This is a genomic window from Novosphingobium sp. HII-3 (assembly GCF_002916655.1).
In the GTDB taxonomy this organism is placed as follows: domain Bacteria; phylum Pseudomonadota; class Alphaproteobacteria; order Sphingomonadales; family Sphingomonadaceae; genus Novosphingobium; species Novosphingobium panipatense.
Map to the genome: position 1 here is coordinate 413,360 of NZ_PPSM01000014.1, position 25,763 is coordinate 439,122.

Consider the following 25,763-nt stretch of genomic DNA (forward strand, 5'->3'; position numbering starts at 1 on the left):
CCCGCAAGATGCTGTATCTCATCGCAGAATGGTTCCAGTACGAGGGACTGTCCAACCTCTTCCGCTACCAGACGTTCCGCTCGGGCGCGGCCTTCATGACGGCGCTTGTCATCGGGCTGATCATCGGCCCCAAGTTCATCAACATGCTGCGTGTGCGCCAGGGCAAGGGGCAGCCGATCCGCGAGGACGGTCCGCAAAGCCACCTGGCGAAGCGCGGGACGCCGACCATGGGCGGCCTCATGATCCTGACCGCGCTGATCGGGTCGATGGTGCTGTTCATGGACGTGACGAACCCGTTCGTCTGGGCCTGCATCGCGGTGACAGTGGGCTTCGGCCTGATCGGCTTCATGGACGACTACGACAAGGTGACCAAGCGCCACCACGCCGGTCTGTCGAGCAAGGTGCGGCTGCTGCTGGAATTCGTGGTCGCGGGCATTGCCGCCTACATCATCGTCAGCCAGATCAGCACCAACCTTTACGTGCCGTTCCTCTCCGGGCGCTATATCCCGCTGGGGTGGCTTTATTACGTCTTCGCAGCCGTGGTGATCGTCGGGGCGGGTAACGCCGTCAACCTGACGGACGGCCTCGACGGCCTGGCCACGATGCCGGTCATCATCGCAGCCGGTACGTTCGCGATCATCTGTTATCTCGCCGGCCGCGTCGACTACGCGAACTACCTCGGCATCCCCCACGTGCCGCGCGCGGGCGAACTGGCGATCTTCTGCGCGGGAATCATGGGTGCAGGGCTCGCCTTCCTGTGGTTCAACGCGCCGCCCGCCGCCGTGTTCATGGGTGACACCGGGAGCCTCGCGCTCGGCGGCGCGCTCGGCTGCATCGCGGTTGCCGCGCACCACGAGATCGTGCTCGCCATCGTTGGCGGCCTGTTCGTCCTGGAAGCGGCCTCCGTCATCATTCAGGTGTTCTGGTTCAAGCGCACCGGGCGTCGCGTCTTCCGGATGGCGCCGATCCACCACCACTTCGAGCAGAAAGGCTGGCGCGAATCGACGGTTGTGATCCGTTTCTGGATCATCTCCATCGTCCTCGCGGTGCTCGGCCTTGCCACTCTGAAGCTGCGATAAGGGGGCGGGCGCGTGATCGTCTCCCCTGTATTCGCCGGCAAGCGGTACGCGGTTCTGGGCCTCGCGCGGTCGGGCCTGGCTGCGGCCTCCGCGCTGGTCGAGAGCGGGGCCCATGTCATGGCCTGGGACAGCAGGGACGAAGCGCGCCAGCAGCTTTGCGAGTGGACGCAGTGTGGCAAGGTGGAACTGGCGGATCCCGCCACCGCCGACCTGACCGGCTATGACGGCATCGTCGTATCGCCGGGCATCCCGCTCAACCGCCACCCCATTTCCGAAGCCGCCGCCCGCGCCGGGGTTCCTCTTATCGGGGACATCGAACTGTTCGCGCTGGCGCGGGAGAGCCTGCCGGCGCACCGCGTGGTCGGCATTACCGGTACCAACGGCAAATCGACCACGACCTCGCTCGTCTGTCATCTGCTCGAGACAGCGGGCGTGATCGCGCGCGCCAGCGGCAACATCGGGGTGCCGGTGCTCGGCACGGATCCGCTGCCTGCCGGCGGGGTCTACGTGCTCGAACTGTCGAGCTATCAGATCGACATCACCGAGAGCCTCGATTGCGACGTGGCGGCGCTGCTCAACATCACGCCGGATCACCTGGACCGCTACGCGAGCTTCGAAGCCTACGCGGCGTCCAAGGCGCGCCTCTTCGAGATGCAGACGCGTGAGCGATCCGCCGTCTTCGGCACAAGCGACAAGGAAACGCGCGCCATTGCGCATATCGAGGCGGCGCGCCGTGCGCCTGGGCTCGTGCGCCTTGTCGACGGAACGGATCTGGCGGGCCTGCAGAAGGAATGGCCTTCGCTCCAGGGACCGCACAACCTGCAGAACGCCGCCATCGCGGTCGCCATCGTGGAGGCGCTGGGCGTCAAAAAGGCGCAGTGGCGCAAGGGGATGCGCACCTTCAGCGGCCTGCCGCACCGGATGGAGCGTGTCGCGGTGGCGAATGGCGTCACTTACATCAACGACAGCAAGGCCACGAATCCCGCATCGACCGCGCCTGCCATCGCGGCTTTCCCGCCCGATCCGGAACCCCGCATTCACTGGATCGTCGGCGGCCTTCCCAAGGGCGACAACCTGGACGAATGCGCGCCGTTCTTCGGGAACATCGCGGCGGCTTACACCATCGGCGACGCGGGACCGCTGTTTGCCGAAATCCTCGCGCCGCACACCCGGGTGCACCGTTCCGAAATGATGGCCGAGGCCATTCGTCAGGCCATGACGGAAGCCCGGCCGGGCGACATCGTGATGCTGTCCCCCGCCTGTGCCAGCTTCGACCAGTTCCGTGACTACGAGGCGCGGGGCCAGGCTTTTCGCCAGATCGTCGAGGCGCTGCTCGAACCGGAGGGACGGCCCTGATGGCGACACTCGCACCCAATCCGGGCAGCACGCAGCGCTACAGTCGCAATCGCCGCAGCCAGCTTGCCATATGGTGGCAGGAGATAGACCGGACCACGCTGGTCCTCGTGCTGATCCTGATGGCGATCGGCGCGGTTGCCGTGGCGGCCGGCTCCCCCGCAAGCGCCAAGCGCCTCTCCACGTCGGCGGAGACGTTGCGTTCGCTGCACTTTTTCTACCTGCATATGCGCTGGCAGCTTCTTGGCCTGGTGGCGCTGTTCTGGGCTGCCAGCCTCACCAAGGAGAACGCGCGGCGCTTCGGCATCCTCCTGGCGGGAGCGATGCTGTTCGCCCTGGTGCTGGTGCCCGTCGTCGGCTCGGAAGTGAACGGTGCGCGCCGCTGGCTGCGTTTCGGTTTCTCGCTGCAGCCTTCCGAATTCCTGAAGTGCGGATTTCCGATACTGCTGGCGTGGATCGTGTCCTGGCGGACCCGCGATCCGCAGATCCCGGTGGTCGGCATCTGCTTCGGCCTGATGGGCGTCCTTGGCCTCTTGCTCATGTTACAGCCGGATTTCGGATCGACCATGCTGTTCGGCTGCGCCTTCATGGTTCTTATCCTGCTGTCTGGCATCGACGTGAAGCGCATCGCAATGTTCGTCGGCGGAGGCGTGCTGGGCATCGTCCTGATGTACTTCACGTACGACAACGGCCGGAACCGCATCGACAACTTCCTGTTCGGCGGCTCCGCCTTCGATCAGGTCGACCTTGCTCAGCGCACCCTGCTGAACGGCGGCTGGACGGGGCTCGGCTTCTGGATGGGCACCCGCAAGATGGCGCTCCCCGAAGCGCACACCGACTACATCTTCTCAGTCATCGGTGAAGAGTTCGGTCTGCTGTCGTGCATGGTGATCGTCATGGTCTACATCGCGATCCTCGTGAGAGTGATCCTGCGCCTCGTGGAAGAGGAAGACCTGTTCACCGTCCTCGCCGCGTCCGGGTTCGCCGCGCAGTTCGGCGCGCAGGCGTTCATCAACATCCTGGTCAACCTGCAGCTCTTTCCGTCCAAGGGCATGACCCTGCCGCTGATCAGCTACGGCGGATCGTCGACGGTGGCGATGTGCCTCAGCATGGGCCTGCTGCTGGCTGTGACCCGGCGCAATCCGTTCATCCAGCGCGAGAAGTTCACGCTGCGCGCCATCGGAGACCTTCCATGAGCCAGGTTTCCCGCCATTACGTTCTGGCCGCGGGCGGAACGGGCGGACACCTCATCCCGGCCTTCGCCCTTGCCGCCGAACTCCACGCGCGGGGCCATCATGTCGCGCTGGTGACGGACCAGCGCGGCGCCGCCATTCCGGGCAAGCCTTCCTACCTCACCACGCACGTCCTGCCGCCGGGCCGCATCGCGGGCAAGAACCCGTTGAACTGGCTCAAAGGTGCCAAAGGCGTGTACGACGGGCGGCGCATGGCGCTGCGCCTGTTCGAAAGCTTCCAGCCCTCGGCGGTGATCGGCTTCGGCGGCTACCCCGCTTTGCCGACGCTCCTGGCGGCGCGATCCGCCAAGCTGCCGACGATCCTGCACGAGCAGAACTCGGTGCTGGGCCGGGTGAACCGCTTCTTCGCCGCCAAGGTCGATGCGATCGCCACCTCCGCCGAGCGGACGGAGCGTCTCGATCCCGCGCTGGCGGGCAAGGTGACCCTCGTCGGCAATCCGGTGCGGGACGACGTGCTGAAGCTGCGCGACCAGCCTTTTCCCGAGTTCACCGAGGACAGCCTGTTCCGCATCCTCGTCACGGGCGGCAGCCAGGGCGCGCGGGTGCTCTCGGAAGTGGTGCCCGATGGCCTGGCTATGCTTCCGCCCGCCCTGCGCTCACGCCTGCAGGTGATCCAGCAGGCCCGCGCCGAGGACATCGAGCGCGTGCGCGAGCGCTATGCGGCGCACGGCATCCCGGCCGAGCTGGCGACTTACTTCGAGAACATGGCCGAGCGACTTGCCAGTGCGCACCTGTTCATCGGCCGCTCCGGCGCGTCCACGATCGCGGAGCTGACTGCGGTCGGCCGTCCGGCGATCCTCATCCCGCTTCCCTACGCCACGGACGACCACCAGAGCGCGAACGCGCGCGAGATGGTGGCGGGCGGGGGCGCGCGCGTGATCCGTCAGCCGGCGATCACCACGGAGGATCCGCACGCCTACAAGGGCGACAAGCGCAACGCCCTGCTGAAGGAGCAGGGCGAAATTCACCAGAAGATGGCCAAGGACCTGTGCCTGCAGATCCAGGCCATCGCGCAGCGCCCCGAGACGCTGGCCAATGCGGCGCACGCCTCGTGGAACTGCGGCTATCCCAATGCCGCGAAAGATCTGGCCGATCTCGTGGAGAGCTTCGGCGCGGCTCCGATCATGGATGTAATCAGAATGGAAAAGAAGCCCGCTCCCAAGAGCGGCGAAGCGCTTGCCGTGGGGACCGCGAAGTGAAGGGTGTCGGCACCGAAATCGGGACGATCCACTTCGTCGGCATCGGCGGCATCGGCATGTCCGGCATCGCCGAAGTCATGCATAACCTCGGCTATTCGGTGCAGGGCAGCGACATCGCGGAAGGCTATGTCATCGAAGGCCTGCGCCAGCGGGGCATCAAGGTGATGATCGGCCACGCGGCCGAGAACGTGGAAGGCGCGGCGGTCGTCGTCACCTCCACGGCGGTGAAGCGTGAGAATCCCGAAGTGGTCTATGCCCTGGAGCACCGCATCCCGGTGGTCCGCCGGGCCGAGATGCTCGCCGAACTGATGCGCCTGAAGAACACCGTCGCGGTGGCCGGCACGCACGGCAAGACCACGACGACTTCGATGGTGGCCGCGCTGCTGGACGCCGGCGGCGTCGATCCGACGGTCATCAACGGCGGGATCATCAACTCCTACGGCTCGAACGCCCGCCTGGGCGCGTCCGACTGGATGGTGGTCGAGGCGGACGAGAGCGACGGTTCATTCCTTCGTCTCGACGGCACCATCGCTGTCGTCACTAACATCGACCCCGAGCATCTCGATCACTACGGTTCGTTCGATCGCGTGAAGGAGAGCTTCGTCGAGTTCATCGAGAACGTGCCGTTCTACGGCGCGGCGCTCCTGTGCATCGACCACCCGGAAGTTCAGGCGATCATCCCCAAGGTGCGCGACCGCCGCGTCGTCACCTACGGCTTCTCGGCGCAGGCCGACATCCGGGGCGAGAACGTGACGCCGATCCCGGGCGGCAACCGCTTCGATGTGGCGCTGCGCCAGCGTGACGGCTCATTCCGCCGCATCGAAGGCATCGAACTGCCGATGCCCGGCCGCCATAACGTGCAGAACGCGCTGGCGGCCGTCGGCGTCGCGGTGGAGATGGGCTGCTCGGACGCGTGCATCCGCACCGGCTTCTCCAAGTTCGGCGGTGTGAAGCGCCGGTTCACCAAGGTCGGCGAGGTGGAGGTGGACGGCGGCACCGCCAGCGTGATCGACGACTACGGGCATCATCCGGTCGAGATCCGCGCGGTACTCGCCGCGGCGCGCGAAGGCGTGAAGGGCCGGGTCATCGCGGTGGTGCAGCCGCACCGCTTCACGCGCCTGCGCGATCACATGGAAGACTTCCAGGCGGCCTTCAACGACGCCGACGTGGTCTATGCCGCGCCCGTCTATACCGCTGGCGAGCAGCCGATCGAGGGCATCGACAGCGCGGCCATGGTGGCCGGGATGAAGGCGCGCGGTCATCGTTCGGCCCAGGTCGTTGCGGGTCCCGAAGAGCTGGCGGAGGTTCTGGCGACCTCGATCCAGCGGGGCGACATGGTCGTCTGCCTCGGTGCCGGTGACATCACGAAGTGGGCGGCGGGTCTTGCCGACGCGATCCGCGCCCGGAGGGTCGGGTGAGCCTTACGTTCGATCAGGCGGCTGTCCGGGGCAAGCTGACGGCCGACGCGCCGCTGGCCCCGCTCGTCTGGTTCAAGGCGGGCGGCCATGCGGAGTGGCTGTTCGAACCGAAGGATCTCGCTGACCTGCAGGACTTCCTGCGCGCCCTGGACCCGGCGGTGCCGGTCATGGCGCTTGGCCTTGGCTCCAACATGATCGTGCGCGAGGGCGGTGTGCCCGGCGTGGTAATCCGGCTGGGCAAGGCCTTCGCGAAGGTGGCCCGTCTGGACGGCGAGACGCTGGACTGCGGCGGCGGCGCCTCAGGCATCCTCGTCTCCTCCACGGCGCGGGACGAAGGCATCGCGGGGCTAGAGTTCCTGCGCTCGATCCCGGGCACCGTCGGCGGCTTCGTGCGGATGAACGGCGGCGCTTACGGGGGTGAGGTCAAGGACATCCTGGTGGACTGCGACGTGGTGCTGCGTTCGGGCGAACTTGTGACGCTGGGCAACGCGGATCTCGGCTACACCTACCGCCATTCGGAACTGCCCGAAGGCGCGGTCGTCGTGGCTGCACGCTTCAAAGGGCGCCCCGGAGAGCCCGCCGCCATCCAGGCCGAGATGGATCGCATCTCCGCCGCCCGCGAGGCAAGCCAGCCGCTGCGGTCGAAGACGGGCGGGTCGACTTTCAAGAATCCCGAGGGCCATGCCGCGTGGAAGCTGGTGGACGAGGCGGGCTGCCGTGGCCTGACGCTGGGCGGCGCGCAGGTGAGCGAGAAGCACACCAACTTCCTCCTCAACACCGGTGATGCCACGAGCGACGATATCGAAGGCCTCGGCGAAGAAGTGCGGCGCCGGGTCAAGGACCATTCCGGTGTCGAACTCGAATGGGAAATCCAGCGGGTAGGCCGCCGCCCATGAGGGACGACCGCCTCTCCCGCCTTGAGCAGCAGATCATCGACAACGTCGAGGAGTTCGGCTGTCACATCACCGTCGTCACCCCGCCCGACGAACTGGATGAGGACGAGGGCGAGGAGCGCTTTGCCTATTCCGTCGGCTTTCCGCTGACGGTCGACCAGCCCGAAGTGATCGTGTTCGGCTTCTCGACCGAACTTTCGGCGGCCGTCATCAACGGCGTCCTCGACATGTGCCGCGAAGGCCTGGTGCTGGAGGACTGGAAGGTCATCGACGGCCTGCTCAAGGGGCATCGCTGCATGGTTCGCGAAGTCGAGCCGGACTGCCTGATCCCGCACTATTTCAATTCGGCGATGTGGTTCGCCGAGCATGAGGGCGACCTGATGACGCGGGCGATGCAGATCGTCTGGCCCGGCGTCGACGACGGCCTCTTCCCCTGGGACAAGGGCTGCTCCCAAGCGGTCCGTGACCTGCAAACCCCGCTTTACCGAACGAGTCTGAATTCATGAGCCTCAAGCCCCTTCACGTCGCGGTCCTGATGGGCGGTTGGTCGAGCGAACGCCCCGTGTCGCTGATGAGCGGCGAAGGCGTGGCCAAGGCTCTGGAGTCCAAGGGTCACAGGGTCACGCGCATCGACATGGATCGCGAAGTCGCGCTGCGCCTTGCCGAGGCGAAGCCGGACGTCGTGTTCAACGCGCTGCACGGCGCGCCCGGTGAAGACGGTACGGTGCAAGGCATGATGGACCTGATGGGTCTCACTTACACCCATTCCGGTCTGGCGACTTCGGTGATCGCGATCGACAAGGAACTGACCAAGCAGGCGCTCGTGCCGCATGGCGTGCCGATGCCTGGCGGGCGTGTGGTCAAAAGCGCGGACATTCACGAGCGCGATCCCCTGCCGCGCCCCTATGTGCTCAAGCCCGTGAACGAGGGCTCGTCCGTCGGCGTCGCCATCGTCACGGCCGAAGGCAACTACGGCAATCCCATCGCGCGCGGCGCAAAGGGGCCGTGGCAGGAGTTCGATGAACTGCTGGCCGAGCCTTACATCCGCGGGCGCGAACTGACGACGGCGGTGATTGGCGACCGGGCCTTGCTGGTCACCGAGCTCAAGCCCAAGTCCGGCTTCTACGATTTCGATTCCAAGTATACGGACGGGATGACGGAGCACGTCTGCCCGGCCGAGATCCCGGACGCGATCACCCAGGCCTGCAAGGACATCGCCCTTCGTGCGCACCAGTTGCTGGGTTGCAAGGGCACCAGCCGCTCGGACTTTCGCTGGGATGACACGCAGGGTATCGAAGGGCTGTTCCTGCTGGAAGTGAACACCCAGCCCGGCATGACACCCCTGAGCCTCGTTCCCGAACAGGCACGCGCCTGCGGCATGGAGTATCCGGAACTCGTCGAGGCGATCATCGCAGAAGCGCTCGCGGATGCCCAGGCAAAGGCCGAGACCTCATGAGCCAGACCATCCGGCGCAAGGCCACCACCGCACGCAAGGCCGCCGCCGCGCAAGGGGCGCAGCGCAAAGTGCGCGCCGCGAAGGCACGGACGGGCTCGGCGATGGACATGATCATGGCCTGGCTGCCGTTTTCGGAAAGCCAGCTGCACAGGATCTTCCTTGTCGCGATCCTCGGCGGGGCGGCGGCACTGGTCTGCGTCGTGGCGAGTTTCGCCGGCCTGCCGACCCTTGCCGGGCACCAGATGGCCCTCGTCGCCGGCCAGACCGGCTTCGAGGTGAAACGCGTCGAAGTGCGCGGCGTCAAGAACATCAACGAGCTCAAGGTCTACGAGAAGGCGCTGGCCGAACGCGACCGGGCGATGCCGCTGGTGGATATCGAAGGGCTGCGGCAGGACCTGCTCGGCCTGTCCTGGGTCAAGGATGCACGCGTGTCGCGCCAGCTGCCTGACACACTCGTCATCGACATCGTGGAGCGTGAACCCCACGCCGTCCTGCGCAAGGCGGATCGCTTCGTGCTGATCGACGAGACCGGGCATGAGCTGGAAGCCGTCAGCCGCAGGAATGCGGGTGGCAAACTGATCGTTTCCGGTCCCGGCGCGGGACAGCAGGTCATCGCACTGGGCAAGATGCTGGAGGCCGCGCCCGCCATGAAGCCCCGGGTGGCCGAGGCGGAATGGATCGGCAATCGCCGGTGGAACCTGACGTTCCAGTCCGGGCAGGTCCTGGCCCTGCCGGAGGGCGAGAGCGCTTCAGCCAGCGCACTCGTCACGTTTGCGCGGCTTGACGGCACCAACCGCCTCATCGGCGGCAAGGTGACGGCGTTCGACATGCGGGCCAAGGACCGCATCTACCTGCGCGTGCCGGAGCAGGACGGGCAGGAACTGGCGCTCAAGGCCGGCGCCGTCCCGCGCACGGGGGCGAGCGCAAGCAGTGGTGGGGAAGAACAGTGATGAGGGGCACGCGCTGATGGCCAACCAACGCATTACCCGCGTGTTCGGGGCGGTGAATATTGGCTCGTTTCGGATCTCCGCGATCGTCGCCGGGATCAACGAGGTGGGGGACATGGTGGTGCTGGGCTCCGGCCACCGCGCCAGCCAGGGCATCAAGCGCGGCTACGTCACGGACATGGCGGCAGCGACTTACGCCGTGCGCGACGCAATTGATCGGGCTGAGAAGATGGCCGACACCGCCGTGCAGAAGGTGTGGATCGGCTGCTCCGGCGCCGGGCTTGCCAGCCGCATCGACCAGTTCGACGCGGAGATCGGCGGCCGCCGGATCGAGCAGGAGGACATCGACCAGCTCCTGATCTCGGCCAAGGACGTGATCCAGCCTGACGGGCGCATGGTGCTGCACGCCCAACCCGCGCAATACCGGCTCGACGGCGCGCATGGCGTGGGCAACCCGAAGGGCCTTCATGCCGAGCGACTTGGCGTCGACATCCACATCATGCTGGCGGACGGCGCGCCTATCCGCAACCTCACCGAAGCGGTGCAGTCGGCCCACCTGGAGGTCGAGGCGGTGGTCGGCTCTCCGATCGCCGCAGGCCAGGCCTGCCTTTCGCCGGAGGAGCGCGACCTTGGTGTCGCGCTCGTCGAATTCGGCGGAGAGGTGACCAACGTCGCGATCTACGAGCAGGGCATGCTCAAGGACATGATGTCGATCCCGATGGGATCGGCCGACATCACCGACGCCATCGCCTCGGCGTTCGGCATTCGCCGCTTTCAGGCCGAGCGGCTGAAGTGCGTCAACGGCTCCGCCATCGCCAGCCCGCACGACCACCGCGAGATGATCCCCGTCAACGCTCCGGGCGAGGAGGGCACTGGCCCCATCGCCCGGCATGCGGACGACAAGAACCGCATCCCCCGTGCCGAGCTGATCGGCGTCATCACCGGTCAGCTGGGCACACTGATGGAGGAGGTGAACAAGGCGCTCAAGACGATGCGCTTCACCGGCCAGCGCGCCAAGCAGGTGGTATTCACCGGCGGCGGCGCGGAGCTTGTGGGCCTTGCCGACTACGCCCAGGCGGCTATCGGCAAGCCCGTGCGCATCGGCCGGGTGCCGCACCTTTCCGGGCTCGCCGAGGCGCACGTCAAGCCGGGCTTCTCGACCCTTGCCGGGCTCGTCCTCTACGCCGCCGCGGATCCGGTCGACATCCGCGCGATGGGGCGCAACCACACCCGCACGATCCGGCTGGGCAAGTTTGGCATGGTGGGCCGCGTCTATCAGGCGTTGCGGGAGTATTTCTGAGCGCGATGAACGGTCCTGCGTCCTTCGCCGTAACGGCCGCCGGCGCAGCGCCGCGCGGGCAGCCGCACCGGCGGCGCCGTTCTTTCTTTTTCTTTCATTCACATGCCGCGCGCCCACCGGAACGAACCGTGTTCGGGAGCGCTGCGGACCAGCCGTGCAACCCGGGGGACCAACGCGCGCAAAGTGGCGGAATTCCCGGCTTTGGCTGTGGACAAAGGTCTATGATCCTTTGCCTAGACGAATCGAAGCGTGCAATCAGAGTGGTCAAGAGATTTTCTTCGCGCGACGTGTCTGCAGGAGAGCGAAATGAGCATTAACATCGGACCGCCGGCGATCGACGAGCTTCGTCCGCGTATCCTCGTGATCGGTGTAGGCGGAGCCGGCGGCAACGCGATCGCCAACATGATCCGCGCCCAGGTCGAAGGTGTCGACTTCGTGGTCGCGAATACCGACGCCCAGGCACTGAACAACTCGATCGCGGAAACGCGCATTCAGCTGGGGCCTGAGATCACACAGGGGCTGGGTGCCGGCGCCCGCCCGGAAGTGGGTCGCGCGGCGGCAGAGGAAACGCGCGAGGATCTCGAGCGCCTGCTGGACGGTGTCCACATGGTCTTTATCGCCGCCGGCATGGGCGGTGGCACCGGCACGGGCGCCGCGCCGATCATCGCGCAAGCCGCCCGTGAGAAGGGCGTCCTGACGGTCGGCGTCGTGTCCAAGCCGTTCATGTTCGAAGGCACGCGCCGCATGCGCGCAGCCGACTCCGGCATTGATGAGCTGCAGAAGCACGTCGACACCCTGATCGTCATTCCGAACCAGAACCTGTTCCTGGTGGCGAAGGCGGAGACAACCTTCAAGGAAGCGTTCGAGCTTGCGGACGAGGTGCTGCAGCAGGGTGTGCGGTCGATCACCGACCTGATGATCATGCCGGGCCTCATCAACCTTGACTTCGCAGACGTCCGTTCCGTCATGGGCGAGATGGGCAAGGCCATGATGGGTACGGGCGAGGGCGAAGGCCCGAACCGCGCGCTCGAAGCGGCGGAGCGCGCGATCGCCAACCCGCTGCTTGACGGGGTGTCGATGCAGGGCGCCAAGGGCGTCATTATTTCGATCATCGGCGGCGACGACATGAAGCTGCTCGAAGTCGACGAGGCCGCCAACCACATCCGCGAACTGGTCGATCCGGACGCGAACATCATCTGGGGTTCGGCGTTCAACCCTGACCTCCAAGGCAAGATCCGCGTCTCGGTCGTCGCCACCGGCATCGAACAGACGACCGAAATGGCGGAAATCGCCTCGCGTCCGTTGAACCTGGGCGCCTCGCGCGGTCCGGTGCGCCCGGCGGTCCAGGCTCCTGTCGTGCCGTCCTACCAGGCGCCCGCTCCGGCCCCGGCGCCGGCCCCGGTCGTTCCGCCGCAGCCCGTGGCGGCGCCCGCGCCGCAACCCGCCCCCCGTCCGGCGGCGTACGAACCTTCGGCCGAGCTCGAGCTCGGCGCCGAGGAAGAGGCTCAGGCAACCCCGGCTCCGACCGGTTTTGCAGGGCTGCGCGGTTTCCAGAAGGATGCGCTGCACCTCAACCAGGAAGCGGCGCCCGCTCCGACGGCTGCACCGGCACCTGCACCTGCACCGAAGGCGCAGGATGAACTTCTGCTCGACGGCGGACAGGCTGCGCCCGCACCCGTGCCGGCGGCGGCTCGTCCGAAGCCCGCAGGCGGTGGCAGCACCCTTTTTGAACGGATGACCAGCCTTTCGCGGCCCCGTCCGGGCGCGGACGCTCCGTCGGGCGGCGAGGACGAGGGCGAGGGAGGCTCCATCAGCATCCCGCGTTTCCTGGGCCGCCAGAACAACCAGTAAGACTACAGAAAGGGGAGGCCGGGTGGACTGGCTTCCCCTTCGGTCCTTCGGAAGGCGACACGTTCGTTTCCGGTTCATCTGTCACGGTGCATAAGCGCCCCGCGCCTTGACAGAAGTGCGCGCCGCGCGGCTTCCGACCGGCCGGCGGTCATTCAGCAGTTCACGAGATGCAGGCAACCCGCCGTGGCCGTGCCTTGCCCTTCGGTTGGAATGAGATGAGGACTTACCGGTGAAACAGTTGCTTGCGGGCTTGCTCGGCGGCGTCGCCTCGGTAGCGGCGCTTGCCTCGGCTCCCACCGCATCGGCGCAAGGGGCGTCGCATCCCGTCGTTCAGGCTATCCCGGGTGAGGACAACCGGAAGCTCACCGCCGCGCTGGCGCGGCTCGGGCGTGATTCGCGCGACCTCGCGGCTCTGATCGATGCCGGCGATGCCGCAAGGGCGCTTCAGGACTACGATGCGGCCATCGGCTTCTACCGCCGCGCAGAAGAGGTGAGCGCGTCCAACGCCCGTGTGAAGGCCGGCCTCGGCAGCGCCTTCGTGCTGAAGGGCGATCCCCTTTCCGCGCTCCCGCATTTCGATGCCGCCGAGCGGGCGGGAGGCACGCCTGCACTGATGGCGGCCGATCGTGGCCTCGCCTACGACTTGCTGGGGGACAACGCTTCCGCACAGAAGTACTACACGCAGGCCCTGTCCGCCGTGCCCTCCGCCCAGGCGGACGAGGTCCGCAGCCGACTCGCGGTCAGCCAGGCGATCGCCGGCAACGCGGATGCAGCTTACAAGACGCTGCTGCCGCTGCTTAACAAGCAGGACAAGCCGGGCTGGCGCACGCGGGCTTTCACGCTTGCCATCGCCGGGGAGACGAGTGAGGCCGTGGACGTGGCGGGCAAGATCCTGCCCTCGCCGCTCGCCGCGAATATCGCGCCCTACCTGCGGTACATGCCCCGGCTCACGCCCGCACAGCAGGCTGCGGCGGCAAACCTCGGGCGCTTTCCCAAGGCTTCCGAAATCGGACGCGACGATCCGCGCATAGCCGCCTACACCCCGCCCGCAACGGTCGGGGCAGGGGGCGCCCTCGTTCCCAAAGGCGCGCCGCTCGGTCGGCCGCTGGCGACGACGACGGCGGCGGCCCGCACCGCAGCGACGACGCGCCGGACGCGCAGCGCGCGTTCCGCGGCGACAGGGGGGCGGCAGAGGACCGGCGCGAACGCCACCCGCGCGGCGCAGGTTGCCGCTGCCGATCCGGAGCGCGTGGCTCCTCCTGAACCCAAACCGGCGATCGAACGCGCGACGGGCGAATTGCCGCCGCTGGCGCGCAGCACCCCTGCGCCGAGCACGGCTGCCACGATGGTCGCAGCCCTCGCGCCGGTGCAGGCGACAACGGCCTCCACAGCCACCCTCGCGCCGACGCCGACTGCCGCGCCCGGCCTTTGGGGTGCGGCGGCACCATCGTCCAGCGCGGTCCCCCTTTCGGGTGCGGGGCAGCCGACACCCGCAGCGCCGCCGCGTCTTAGCCTTCCTCCGGTCACGCAGGCCCCTTCGCCCACGCCTGGAGCCACGCCGCGCGTGACGCTTCCGCAGGTGGTGCAGGGCGCCTCGGCGCCTTCCGGGACGGGGACCACGTCGTCAGCGCCGGCTCTGGCTGCGGCGGCGCCCGCGCCTGCCCCCGCCCCCGCCCCCGCGCGTACCGCTTCGCCTATCGCGGCCGCTTCCGCGCCGAGCGGTCCTCCGCCCGGCCCCGGTCAGCTGTCGCTTTCGGACATCTTCGCCGATCTCGGTCGGCCTACCGTGGAAGCCCTGCCTGTCTCAGGAGCGGTCGACATGCGGCTGATCACGCCGGCTGCGCCGCCCCCGCCGCCGCGCGTTCAGCTGCCCACGCCTGAAGACATGAAGCCGATCGAGGCCAGGACGAAGGCCGCAGAGCCGGAAGCCAAGGCCGAGCCCCGGAGCCGGACCGCGAAGGCGAGCGAAGCCCCGGCCAAGGGCAAGGCAAAGGCGGACGCGGCGAAGAAGAAGCCCGCTCATCCCAGCCGGACCTGGGTGCAGATCGGCGTCGGCCGGGACAAGGCCGCCATCGCTTTTGACTGGCGTCGCAACGTGCGGGAGTACGGCTTTCTCTTCAAATCACGTGAACCTTACGTCAGCGATATGGGGCACACGAACCGCGTGGTGGTGGGGCCTTTCGCGTCCCGCACGGCGGCAAACGCGTTCATCGCCGACGCGCGCAAGCAGGGCTTCACGAACGTTCTCCCATGGGTCAGCGAGGACGGCGAGGCGGTGGAACCGCTAGCGGCGAAGTAGTGCCGGCGGCCGCGCAGGTCATTTCAGGTGGCGGACAAGTCCCGTGAGGCGACGTTTATCCACACGCTGTAAACAGGCTTGTGCAGTTATGCGCAGGGGAACGCGGAACACGGATTGTGCTTACCCGTCGCCAGGCAGCATCCATGCACGCGTATTCGCGGAGGGCTGATGTCGTATACTATGAGGACCGTTGAGGACGATATCGACCGGGACGACGAGGCCGCACCCGTGGAGATGCTTGCCTCGCTGTTCGAGGCGCGGGACTGGCCTTTCGAATTCTCCGGCGAGGATGAAATCTCCGCCGAGATCAAGGGGGCCTGGGCCACGTACCAGCTGCAGGCCATCTGGCGCTCGGAAGACCGCGTGCTTCAGCTCCTGTGTCTTCCCGACATCCGCATCGCCGAGGCCAAGCGTCCGGCCGTGTTCGAGGCGCTGGCGCTGATCAACGAACAGCTGTGGCTCGGCCACTTCGACGTCTGGTCGAACGGCGGCGTGGTGCTGTACCGCCACGGGCTGATGCTGGGGCCGGACGGTCTGCTCGGCCCCGGTCAGGCGCAGATGGTCGTCGAAGCGGCGGTCGAGGAGTGCGATCGCTTCTACCCCGTGTTCCAGTTCATCCTCTGGGGCGACAAGACGCCGGCCGAGGCGCTTGCCGCGGCGCTCGTGGACGCGGCCGGGGAAGCCTGAGCGGCGCGCGGCCTGCGGGCGAGGGCCTTGGCAGAACGGCATCGCTCGCCTAAGCCGCGCCCCTCGGCTATCCGGAAGGGACGGACATGGAGCGGTTTCAGAACATCCTGCTTGTGGGCTGCGGCAACATGGCCGGGGCCATGCTGACCGGATGGCTGGCCGCGGGCATTCCTGCCGCTCGGTTCACGGTCGTCGACCCTGCGCGTGAGGGGTTGCCGGACGGCGTGCGGCTCCTGCGCGAGCTGCCCCGGGATGGTCGCTTCGATGCCGTGCTCCTCGGGGTGAAGCCGCAGGGGCTCGATGGCGTGGCGCCCGCGCTGGCTCCGCTCGTCGGGCGGGAGACGGTGCTGTTCTCTATCCTCGCAGGTGTGGAGTTCAACAGCCTTGCCGCCCGGTTCCCGAACGCAGGCGCCCTGGTGCGGATCATGCCGAACCTGGCGGTCGCGATCGGCAAGTCCCCCATCGCTCTCGACGCGCGGGGCCTTGACGAAACCGGGCGGGCAGCCGTGACCGCGCTGATGGAGCCGCTTGGCACACCGGAATGGCTGGCGGGCGAGCACGAGTTCGACGCGGTGACGGCGCTTGCCGGTTGTGGGCCTGCTTTCGTCTACCGGTTCATCGATTCGCTGGCGGCAGGCGCGATCCGCCTCGGCCTGGACGAGGAGCAGTCGCGCCGGCTGGCGCTGGCGATGGTGGAGGGGGCCTCGCTTCTCGCCGCCGCATCCGACGCGACGCCCGGCCAACTGGCGGACCGCGTGGCAAGTCCGGGTGGCTCGACGCGGGCGGGGATGAACGTGCTCGACGCCGACGGGGCGCTGGCGGAGTTGGTGGCTGCGGCCATGGCCGCTTCGCGCGACCGGAACGCCGAAATGGCCGCCGAGGCGCGAAAGGGGTAAGCAGCGCCCCTGCGTCTTATACACTTTGTCACAAATGACTGGGTCCGGTTCTTCTTGAAACTTTCGGGGGGCGGCGCGATATTCACTTCAGAGCGGAACCGCATTGTGCAGGCTTTCCGCTGAAGGGAGTTAGAAATGGCGAATTGGAACGACCCCCAGCCCCGTTCGGGCTTCGGTGCGTCTCCGAGCCTCGACGGGCGTACCGCCGGCCGGACCACCTACGATGCGGGTCTGCGTCGGCACATGCTGTCGATCTACAACTACATGGCCTCGGGCGTGCTGCTTTCGGGCATCGTCGCGCTGCTCTTCGCGCCTTACGCGCTGCAGATGATGCAGTCGCCGATCAAGTGGGTGGTCATGCTGGCCCCCCTCGGCTTCGTCTTCGCGATCAGCGGCGGTGCGCAGCGCTTCAGCGAAGGCACTCTCAAGGCTCTCTACTGGTCGTTCGCCGCAATCATGGGCGTGTCGCTCTCGACGATCTTCGTGGTCTTCACGATGACGTCGATCGCAACCACCTTCTTCGCGACGGCCGCAGCTTTTGCCGGTCTCAGTCTCTACGGCTACACCACGAAGAAGGACCTGTCGGGCTTCGGCACGTTCCTGATCATGGGTGTCGTGGGCATCCTCGTCGCCTCGCTTATCAACCTCTTCGTGGGTTCGGGCGTGCTGCAGATGGTGATCTCGGTGCTGGGCGTGCTGATCTTTGCGGGCCTGACCGCCTATGACACGCAGATGCTGAAGAACCAGTACTTCCACCTTCGCGGAACGGACTTCGTGGGCAAGGCGGTCGTGCTGGGCGCACTGAGCCTGTACCTCGACTTCATCAACATGTTCCAGTTCCTGCTGAGCTTCCTCGGCCAGCGGGACTGACCCGAAAACGATGGGCTGGCGGAGTAATCCACAGTCCAGTTCGGGGATAGCTGCGATGCCCGGTGCGTTTCATCGCACCGGGCATTTTCTTTGTGCCGACGTGACGCTAGACCTCGTGGTCCACCTGATGGAGAACGATCGGTGAACCAAGGGAATGAGATGACGGTGATCGAGCAGGGGCGCCGCCGCCTTTCTTTGCTGGCGGGCTCGGCGGTCGCCGTTACGCTCGCGGCTCTGGCCGGGTGCGCCAAGCCGCCGCCACCCCCGCCGCCGCCGCCGCCCGTGGTGGTCATTCCACCCATGCCGGCGCCGCCGATGGGCGCGCCGCTCAACATGGTGACGCCGCCCAAGGCGGAAGACGGCACGCGCCAGACCGTGAACCGCGGCATCTCCACATCGCAGACGGTGTGGAACTTCCGGTCGGCCTACAACGTCGCCGCGCTGAACTGCGTCGAGGCGGAATACACGCCGATTCTTGACGGCTACAAGCGCTTCCTCACGGTTTACGACCAGTCGCTCGACCGCGCGAGCAACGAGATCGACGCCAGCTTCCGCACGCAGCACACCGGCCGTGCCGCCATCGTGGCGCGCGAAACCTATCAGACGCAGGTCTACAACTTCTTCTCGCTGCCGCCGGTGGATTCCGGCTTCTGCAAGGCTGCGATGGAAGTCAGCGCCGAACTGATGACGGTTGATCCCACTCAGTTCGAGGCGTGGTCCTACACCGGGCTGGCCAAGCTCGAAGCGCCGTTCAAGGCGTTCTTCGACGCTTACGACCAGTACCGCGCCGATCTCGCCGCCTGGCAGTCGCGGTACGGGTCGAACGGGCTGATCATCGTGCGGCCTACCTCGGGACAGGCCTCCGCCGGTCCGGTGCCGACCCCGGTGGCGACGCAAACCTTGCCGCAGCCGCAGCCACTGTCGCAGGCCCAGACGGTGACGCAGGCGCCGGCGCAGCCACAGGCCGTTCAGCCGACGATCACGCTGCCGACGGTGCAGTGAGGCCGTGACAAGACCGCGTGGCGCGGGAATGTCGATTCTCGCGCCATGCATTTTTGGACTTCCGCGCGCCGCCGCTGTTCGCTAAAGGAGCGCTCCCGGTGCGGTGACGCGGCGGGCTTGAGTACTGGAACGGGGCCGTAGCTCAGCTGGGAGAGCGCGTCGTTCGCAATGACGAGGTCAGGGGTTCGATCCCCCTCGGCTCCACCACCAGTATATCAGAATTTCAGGCATGTCCGGAAGAGCCGGGCACCACCCGGCCCGCGACACGGCCGGGTTTTTTGTTTATCTGCGGCCAGCGGCGCTCGACGGGGAAATCGTCACCAGCGACCGGGACCGGTCGCGATCAGGGCGCCAGGAACAGCGCCAAAGGCGACGGACCATGCATTTTCTCGACCAAGCCAAGATCTACATTCGCGCCGGCGCCGGTGGCCCGGGTGCCGTCAGCTTCCGGCGTGAGAAGTACGTCGAATACGGCGGCCCCGACGGCGGCAACGGCGGCAAGGGCGCGGACATCGTGGTCGAAGCAGTCGCCGGTCTCAACACCCTCATCGACTTCCGCTACACCCAGCACTTCAAGGCGCCGCGCGGCGGGCATGGCATGGGCAAGAACCGCAACGGCGCTGCGGGCAAGGACCTTGTCATCAAGGTTCCCGTCGGCACCCAGATCATTTCGGACGAGGATCGCGAAACGGTGCTCGCCGACCTGACCGAGGCGGGCCAGCGCGTCGTCCTGCTCGAAGGCGGACTCGGCGGCCGGGGTAACGCCAGCTACAAGACCAGCACCAACCGCGCACCGCGCCAGCACCAGCCGGGCATGCCTGCGGAGGAAATGTGGGTGTGGCTGCGGCTCAAGCTGCTTGCCGACGTCGGCCTTGTGGGTATGCCCAACGCGGGCAAGTCTACCTTCATCAACAAGCTGTCCAACACCAAGGCGAAGGTCGGCGACTACGCCTTCACCACCTTGCGCCCGCAGCTGGGCGTGGTCACGCACAAGCACCGCGAGTTCGTCCTCGCCGATATTCCCGGCCTGATCGCAGGCGCGGCGGATGGCGCGGGCATCGGCGACCGCTTCCTCGGTCACATCGAGCGCTGCCGTGTCCTTGTCCACCTGATCGACATCTCGAACACCGATCCGGTGGAAGCGATGCAGATCGTGGAGGAGGAGCTCGAGGCCTACGGTGGCGGGCTTGAAGACAAGCCGCGCCTTGTCGCGCTGAACAAGATCGACCTCGTCGATGACGCGCTGGCGGAAGACTACGCGCGCGAACTGCTGAAGGCGGGTGCGGACGAGGTGTTCCCGATTTCCGGCGCTACGGGCAAGGGTATCTCGAAGCTGCTGGACGCGGTGATCGACTACCTGCCTGCCGCGACCGTCACCGAACGCCCCGAGGGCGAGCGTGAGGACGCGGACGACAAGCCCTGGTCGCCGATCTGATCGGCCGGGTCCGTCGCGTCGTCGGCCTGCCGCGCGTCCTGCTGTGACGGCGAGGCGGGCCGGACGCGGCCTGGACCGACCAACCTTGCGCTTTCCTCAACTTGCGCTTTCCCTTAGAGGCTGGCGTTCCCATGCCCATAGCCCGAATCTCCGACCTCGCCGATCCCGCTCTCGCCCCGCGCCTTGTCATCAAGGTGGGGTCCGCGTTGCTGGTCGGCGCGGATGGCGTGCGCCGCGCCTGGATCACGCAGCTGGTCGGCGAAATCGCGGAGGCGCGTGCGCGCGGCCAGGACGTCATCGTCGTATCTTCGGGCGCAATCGCGCTGGGCGCGGCGACTCTCGGGCTTGAGAGAGGGGGGCGCGGCAGCCTCGCCGACGCGCAGGCAAGCGCCGCCGTGGGGCAGATCGCGCTATCGGGTCTCTGGGCGGAGCTGCTGGGCCGGCACGGCCTGACGGCGGCGCAGATGCTGCTGACGCTGGAGGATCTGGAGGATCGCCGCCGCTACCTCAATGTCACCGCAACCCTGACACGGCTTCTGGATGCGGGCGCGGTTCCCGTCATCAACGAGAACGATTCGGTCGCGACCGAGGAGATCCGCTTCGGTGACAACGACCGTCTCGCGGCACGGGTCGCGCAGGCCGCCGGGGCCAGCGCGGTTGTCCTGCTGTCGGACATCGACGGCCTTTACGACCGGCATCCCAGGCTCCCGGGCGCGCGGATGATCCCGGTGGTGGAGGGTGTGACAGAAGAGGTGCGCGCCATGGCCAGTCCCGAGTCCAGCTCCGGCATGGGGTCCGGCGGTATGGTGTCGAAGCTGCAGGCAGCCGAAATCGCGGAGCTTGCAGGCATCTGCCTCGTTATCGGTAACGGCCAGCATGAGCGGCCCGTGGCCCGGATCATCGACCAGGGTATCGGGACGCTCTTCGTGCCCCGGCGCAAGGCCGCGGCGCGCAAGGCATGGCTGGGCGGGCGTCTGCGCCTCAAGGGGGAGATCATGGTGGATGACGGCGCTGCCGCGGCACTGGAGCGGGGCTCCAGCCTTCTCGCCAAGGGCGTGACGGCGGTAGAAGGCATCTTCGCACGCGGTGACGCGGTCGCGATCGTGGATCGGGAGGGCAGGGTGCTGGGGCATGGCCTTTCCGAATACGCGGCCGGTGAGTGCGTCGCGATCCTTGGCCTGCATTCGCGTGAACAGGAGGACGTGCTGGGCTATGCACCGCGCTCCGCCGTGGTCCACCGCGACCAGATGGTGTTGAAATGAGCGGTCGGCCATCCCTGAGGCACAGGCCGGTCATCGCGCTGACCGGTGCGACCGGTTTCGTCGGGCAGGCGGTGCTCGATGCGGCGGTGGATGCGGGCTTTTCGATCCGCGCCCTGACGCGGCGCACCCAGCCCGAGCGCCCGCATGTCGAGTGGATCGGTGGCGAACTGGGCAACGCGGCCTCGCTGGTCGAGCTGGTGGGCGGTGCCGAAGCGGTCATCCACGTCGCCGGCGTCGTCAATGCTCCGGATGCGGCCGCGTTCGAGGAGGGCAACGTCACCGGCACGCTCAACCTTGTGGAGGCGGCTGTCCGCATGGGCGTGCGGCGCTTCGTGCATGTCTCTTCCCTCTCGGCGCGTGAGCCGGACCTGTCGGCCTATGGCGCCTCGAAGGCGCGGGCGGAGAAGATCGTCATGGCCAGCCCGCTGGACTGGACGATCGTTCGCCCACCCGCGATCTACGGGCCGCGCGACAAGGAAATGTTCGAGCTGTTCCGCGCGGCGCGCTGGGGGTTCATCCCGATGCCGCGGGAGGGCCGGGCCTCGATGATCCACGTCGAGGATCTGGCCCGCTTGCTCGTCGCACTGGAGCCTGGCGGACTCGCCGTGACCGGCAAGGTGTTCGAGCCGGACGACGGCAAGCCGCAGGGATGGGAGCATTTCGAGCTGGGCCTGGCCATCGGCTGGGCCATGGGCAGGCGCCCCCGCGTGATCGGCCTGTCACCCTCCATGCTGGAGCGCAGCGCACGGATCGACGGCTTCTTCCGTGGCTCCCGCGCGAAGATGACGCTCGACCGGGCGGCGTACTTCAGCCACCCGGACTGGGTGGTATCGCCGGAAGCGGCACCGCCTGCGACGCTCTGGCGACCACGGGTGGAAACGCGCGAGGGGTTGAAGGCCACGGCGCAGTGGTATCGCGAGCATAAGTGGCTGTAGGAGCGTGATCCCCGCATGAAGCGCCTGCTCGACCGGTTCTATCTCGATCCCTATCTGCTGCTGCTGATCGGTATGGTGGTGCTGGCGACGGTGCTGCCGGCGCAGGGCGTGTGGGCCGGGGTGGTCGGTCGGGCGGCCGACCTGGGCATTGCCCTCCTGTTCTTCCTGCATGGCGCCAAGCTTTCGCGCGAGGCCATCGTGGCCGGGGCGAAGGCGTGGAAGCTGCACCTGACGGTTGCCGCCACGACCTTCGTGCTGTTCCCCGTCCTCGGGCTGACCGTGCAGGCCATTCCCGGCATCGAGCCTTCGCTGGGGACGGGCATCCTGTTCCTGACGCTGCTCCCCTCCACCGTGCAATCCTCCATCGCCTTCACGGCGATCGCCGGCGGCAACGTAGCGGCGGCCGTGTGCAGCGCCTCCTTCTCCAACCTCGCGGGCATCTTCATCACGCCCCTGCTCACCGCGCTGTTCATCACCGGCAAGAGCCAGGGCTTCTCCACCGATCCGATCGTGAGCATCGCGGTTCAGCTGCTCCTGCCGTTCCTGGCGGGCCATCTCCTGCGGCCGTGGATCGCCGATTTCGTCACGCGGCGGAAGGCGATGCTGGGCTACGTCGACCGTGGATCGATTCTGCTGGTCGTCTATACCGCATTCGGAGCGGCGGTCCTCGACGGCCTCTGGCAGAAGGTGTCGCTGCAGGAGCTGGCGCTGATCGCGGTTCTTTCGCTTGCCCTCCTGGCGGTGGTGATGGGCGCGGCGGTGGCCATCGGCAAGGCGCTTGGCTTCTCGCGGGAGGACCGGATCGTGCTCCTGTTCTGCGGCTCCAAGAAAAGCATGGCGACGGGGGTGCCTCTGGCGGGCGTGCTCTTTCCAGCCGCGCAGGTGGGCGCGGTCATCCTGCCGCTGATGTTCTTCCACCAGATCCAGCTCATGGTTTGCGCCGTCCTGGCGCGCCGTTTCGCCGCAACCACCGGGGAGGCGGCGGAGCAGGGAACCGCACCCGCCTGACCCTGGGTCAGGCGGGCTGGTGCGCCCGTGCGGGAGCGGGGTCGAACGCGATCGGCAGGGACTTGATGCCCCAGACGCCGCAAAAGCTGCGCCAGCTGGGTGGGCCTGCGTGGCGCGGGTTGGTGATGCGTTGGGCGATGAGGTGCGTCGCCTCTTCGACGTTGGCCTGGGCGAGGAACTGGCCGAGGCAGATGTGCATGCCTCGTCCGAAAGCCAGCGGCGCCGTGCGGTCTGTCCGGTCCGGGTCGAATTCCAGCGGACGCGCGAAAAGCTCCGGGTCGCGCCCGGAGATGCCGAGCGGGAACAGCAGCATGGTGCCCGCCGGGATAGTGACGTCCTGCCACGTCACGTCCCGGGTAGTGACCCGGTACGTATTGGAAGGGCTGGTGAGGCGCAGCTGCTCGCGCACGACCTTGCGGCAGTAGTCAAAGTCCTGCGCGCACCGCTTCCAGATGGCGGGGTGTGCGATCATGGAGTCCATGAGCAGGGTCAGCAGGTTCTTCGAGGTGTCGTAACCCGCGCCGAACAGGAATACGAGCATCTGCCGCAGTTCCTTGTCCGTGATGTTCCCCCCGGTGTTTGCGGCAATGAGATCGTCGAGGAGGTCGCCGTGTCCTCCCTCCGGTCCGCGCTCGGCGATGAGGTCGTCCACGAACCGCCAGAGCACTTGGTAGGCGGCTTCGATCCGTGGCGTATCCTCGACGACCATGTTGAAGCTGGTGCCCTGCACTTCGAGCGAGGAGATGATCGCCGGGAGCTTCGCGATGTCGCCGCCGATGAGCGCGAACATGATGCGGACCGGGAAGTTGGCGGCGAACTCGGTGAAATCGAACGTGCCCCGGGGTGCCCACTCGTCGAGGAGGGCCGCGATCGTTTCACGCATGACCGGGCGCATGCGCTTGACGTTGTTAGGGCCGAACGCGCCGCTCACGCTTGACCGCAGGCGCTGGTGGTCAGCCCCGTGGCGCACCAGCAGCATCTCCTCCGCGAAGTCCCCCCAGCCAGTTCCCTTCGCACCCATGATCTCGGCGATTTCAGCGCCGGGCATCGCCAGCGCGTCGTCCATCCGCATGATCTCGTCGATGGCGCGGTAGGAGGTGAGCACCGGGCCGATGGTGCTCGTCGCGAGCCAGGGATGCTGCTCCCGCGCCTTGGCCAGCCACGGATCGGGGGCCTCGGCGAACGCGGCCGTTTCGACGGGAAGGTGAAACAGCGTGAGATCTTCGATGCGCTGTGCCGTGGTGGCCATGGCGGTGGTCCTCTCTCCGGGCGGTCTCTTAGCGAGACTCACTGGCTCACAGTGTACCGGCACAATCGCTGTCGCCAACCGACAAGCGAAGGAGCCTTTTTCGCCGGAGCGATATTCCCGGGGATGGCGAACATAGATAGTGCTGACTACCATAACGGCATCAACGACCTTCACTGCCGAGGCTTCCATGCAGACAGAGCGCGATCTCCTCCCGTATCTCGCGGATCTCGAAGGGGCCATCGGCAACCTGCGGAACACCTGGCGACCCGACGACCCGGCCTATCGCGCCGACGTCTGCCGACAGACGATGATGAGCCTGTCCTACGCCTACTTCATGTACTTCCATGCCGATGCGGAACATCCGGACTGGGCGCCGCTGTGGAACCCCGTCTACACGCTCCAGCCCAACCCCGACGACATCTACGTGCAATCCCCCATCCGAGGCGATCTCACTTACCGTGTCTCGGGAAACCGGGGCACCTGCCGCATCCTCTCGTTCACCTCGCAGGCGGCGCTTTCCGGCACGGTCGATACGATGCCGCAGCCCAGCGGCCACCGGGAGTGCGACACCAACGACCTGGGGATCGGGCTGGGTGAAAACTTCTCGATCATCTTCAGTGCGGAGCGTCCGGCGGGTTACGAAGGGCACTGGGCGCCCATTGACCGATCCGCGCGTGGGCTCTTCACCCGGTACCGCATGTACGACTGGGAAACCGAGGTGGACCCGGTGCTGTCCATCGAGTGCCTGGATCCGGTCCCCCCCAAGCCGCGCCTTTCGCAGGAGGAGATCCTGCACCGCATCACTGAAATGGCGAAGCTGCCGCGCCGCAAGACCGATCTCTACTATCCCATGCAGAACGGCGTGAAGGACCGGGTGGGCTTCAACGTATTCGAGCCTGTGCGCTATCCCGGCGCGCTGGTGAAGCAGACCTACTGGCCTGCCTGCTTCCAGCTGGATGACGACGAGGCGCTCATCATTGAAACAGAGATCCCGGCGCGGGCGCCGTACTGGAATGTCCAGCTCAACGACCCCTACTTCAACGCGCTCGAATACGTGTACCGACTGAGCAGCACGAACGGTGCCATGGCCACGCTTTCGAGCGACGGGAAGTTTCGCGGCGTTATTGCGCTGACCGACCCCGGGGTGCCGAACTGGCTTGATCCTGCCGGGTACAATGAGGGTGGCATCTATGGCCGCTGGTACGACTGCGACAGTGAGCCGGTCCCGACGATCACCCGCGTAAAGCTTGCCGAGTTGCCTGCGCATCTGCCCGCCGACACGCCGGTCGTCACGCCCGGGCAGCGGGCCGAAGAGATCCGTCGCCGCGCCGTCGCCTGCCAGCGCCGGCGCCGGTGGTAAGGGAGCGATCC

22 protein-coding genes and 1 tRNA gene are annotated in these 25,763 nt (G+C 67.1%); 22 read left to right on the top strand and 1 reads right to left on the bottom strand.

The annotated features are described in order from the left end of the window. Window positions 1-8: 8 nt before the first annotated feature. From mraY to C2R25_RS05855, 21 genes are all read left to right on the top strand, one after another. Window positions 9-1,079, top strand: coding sequence for a phospho-N-acetylmuramoyl-pentapeptide-transferase (gene mraY, locus C2R25_RS05755; RefSeq protein ID WP_103728252.1), 1,071 nt, complete (start codon window positions 9-11; stop codon window positions 1,077-1,079). Window positions 1,080-1,091: 12 nt separating this feature from the next. After that, the gene (gene murD, locus C2R25_RS05760) at window positions 1,092-2,435 is read left to right on the top strand and encodes a UDP-N-acetylmuramoyl-L-alanine--D-glutamate ligase (protein ID WP_103728253.1); all 1,344 of its coding nucleotides are present in this window, start codon (window positions 1,092-1,094) and stop codon (window positions 2,433-2,435) included. Further along, window positions 2,435-3,628: an FtsW/RodA/SpoVE family cell cycle protein gene (locus C2R25_RS05765; RefSeq protein ID WP_103728254.1), complete on the top strand. Its 1,194-nt coding sequence runs from the start codon at window positions 2,435-2,437 to the stop codon at window positions 3,626-3,628. Before murD ends, C2R25_RS05765 begins: the two co-directional genes overlap by 1 nt. After that, window positions 3,625-4,884, top strand: a complete 1,260-nt coding sequence (murG, locus tag C2R25_RS05770) for an undecaprenyldiphospho-muramoylpentapeptide beta-N-acetylglucosaminyltransferase (RefSeq protein WP_103728255.1) — start codon at window positions 3,625-3,627, stop codon at window positions 4,882-4,884. The genes C2R25_RS05765 and murG overlap by 4 nt, the downstream gene beginning before the upstream one ends. Next, window positions 4,881-6,302, top strand: a complete 1,422-nt coding sequence (gene murC / locus C2R25_RS05775; protein WP_103728256.1) for a UDP-N-acetylmuramate--L-alanine ligase — start codon at window positions 4,881-4,883, stop codon at window positions 6,300-6,302. Before murG ends, murC begins: the two co-directional genes overlap by 4 nt. Next, window positions 6,299-7,198, top strand: a complete 900-nt coding sequence (gene murB, locus C2R25_RS05780) for a UDP-N-acetylmuramate dehydrogenase (RefSeq protein WP_103728257.1) — start codon at window positions 6,299-6,301, stop codon at window positions 7,196-7,198. Before murC ends, murB begins: the two co-directional genes overlap by 4 nt. Next, on the top strand, window positions 7,195-7,701 hold the full coding sequence (locus tag C2R25_RS05785) for a DUF4262 domain-containing protein (RefSeq protein ID WP_103728258.1): 507 nt from the start codon (window positions 7,195-7,197) through the stop codon (window positions 7,699-7,701). Before murB ends, C2R25_RS05785 begins: the two co-directional genes overlap by 4 nt. After that, window positions 7,698-8,651 (top strand): D-alanine--D-alanine ligase, encoded by a 954-nt coding sequence (locus C2R25_RS05790; protein WP_103728259.1) that lies wholly within the window; start codon window positions 7,698-7,700, stop codon window positions 8,649-8,651. The genes C2R25_RS05785 and C2R25_RS05790 overlap by 4 nt, the downstream gene beginning before the upstream one ends. Further along, window positions 8,648-9,601, top strand: a complete 954-nt coding sequence (locus tag C2R25_RS05795; RefSeq protein WP_103728260.1) for a cell division protein FtsQ/DivIB — start codon at window positions 8,648-8,650, stop codon at window positions 9,599-9,601. The genes C2R25_RS05790 and C2R25_RS05795 overlap by 4 nt, the downstream gene beginning before the upstream one ends. Window positions 9,602-9,617: 16 nt before the next feature. Then, on the top strand, window positions 9,618-10,898 hold the full coding sequence (ftsA, locus tag C2R25_RS05800; RefSeq protein WP_103728261.1) for a cell division protein FtsA: 1,281 nt from the start codon (window positions 9,618-9,620) through the stop codon (window positions 10,896-10,898). Window positions 10,899-11,204: 306 nt separating this feature from the next. Next, on the top strand, window positions 11,205-12,749 hold the full coding sequence (gene ftsZ / locus C2R25_RS05805) for a cell division protein FtsZ (protein ID WP_103728262.1): 1,545 nt from the start codon (window positions 11,205-11,207) through the stop codon (window positions 12,747-12,749). A gap of 229 nt (window positions 12,750-12,978) precedes the next feature. After that, window positions 12,979-15,048: an SPOR domain-containing protein gene (locus C2R25_RS05810; protein WP_103728263.1), complete on the top strand. Its 2,070-nt coding sequence runs from the start codon at window positions 12,979-12,981 to the stop codon at window positions 15,046-15,048. A 168-nt stretch (window positions 15,049-15,216) separates the two neighbouring features. Further along, the gene (locus C2R25_RS05815; RefSeq protein WP_103728264.1) at window positions 15,217-15,735 is read left to right on the top strand and encodes a YbjN domain-containing protein; all 519 of its coding nucleotides are present in this window, start codon (window positions 15,217-15,219) and stop codon (window positions 15,733-15,735) included. Window positions 15,736-15,821: 86 nt separating this feature from the next. Beyond that, window positions 15,822-16,631: a pyrroline-5-carboxylate reductase gene (locus C2R25_RS05820; RefSeq protein ID WP_103728265.1), complete on the top strand. Its 810-nt coding sequence runs from the start codon at window positions 15,822-15,824 to the stop codon at window positions 16,629-16,631. Between the two features lie 135 nt (window positions 16,632-16,766). Continuing rightward, entirely contained in the window at window positions 16,767-17,501 is a 735-nt protein-coding gene (locus C2R25_RS05825; RefSeq protein WP_103728266.1) for a Bax inhibitor-1/YccA family protein, read from the top strand. 159 nt (window positions 17,502-17,660) lie between these two features. Next, window positions 17,661-18,503: a hypothetical protein gene (locus C2R25_RS05830; protein ID WP_233203777.1), complete on the top strand. Its 843-nt coding sequence runs from the start codon at window positions 17,661-17,663 to the stop codon at window positions 18,501-18,503. A 131-nt stretch (window positions 18,504-18,634) separates the two neighbouring features. Next, a tRNA-Ala gene (locus tag C2R25_RS05835) sits at window positions 18,635-18,710 on the top strand. 172 nt (window positions 18,711-18,882) lie between these two features. Next, window positions 18,883-19,938, top strand: coding sequence for a GTPase ObgE (obgE, locus tag C2R25_RS05840; protein WP_103728267.1), 1,056 nt, complete (start codon window positions 18,883-18,885; stop codon window positions 19,936-19,938). Between the two features lie 131 nt (window positions 19,939-20,069). Further along, a complete protein-coding gene (gene proB, locus C2R25_RS05845) occupies window positions 20,070-21,200 on the top strand; it encodes a glutamate 5-kinase (RefSeq protein ID WP_103728268.1) in 1,131 nt (376 codons plus the stop codon). Then, a complete protein-coding gene (locus tag C2R25_RS05850; RefSeq protein WP_103728269.1) occupies window positions 21,197-22,135 on the top strand; it encodes an NAD(P)-dependent oxidoreductase in 939 nt (312 codons plus the stop codon). The genes proB and C2R25_RS05850 overlap by 4 nt, the downstream gene beginning before the upstream one ends. Before the next feature lie 15 nt (window positions 22,136-22,150). Further along, a complete protein-coding gene (locus C2R25_RS05855; protein WP_103728270.1) occupies window positions 22,151-23,143 on the top strand; it encodes a bile acid:sodium symporter family protein in 993 nt (330 codons plus the stop codon). Window positions 23,144-23,150: 7 nt separating this feature from the next. Here C2R25_RS05855 and C2R25_RS05860 read toward each other — a convergent pair whose 3' ends face one another. After that, entirely contained in the window at window positions 23,151-24,392 is a 1,242-nt protein-coding gene (locus tag C2R25_RS05860) for a cytochrome P450 (protein ID WP_158250620.1), read from the bottom strand. Between the two features lie 187 nt (window positions 24,393-24,579). On the opposite strand from C2R25_RS05860, the gene C2R25_RS05865 reads away from it, so the two are divergent. Continuing rightward, window positions 24,580-25,752, top strand: coding sequence for a hypothetical protein (locus tag C2R25_RS05865; RefSeq protein WP_103728272.1), 1,173 nt, complete (start codon window positions 24,580-24,582; stop codon window positions 25,750-25,752). Window positions 25,753-25,763: the final 11 nt, after the last annotated feature.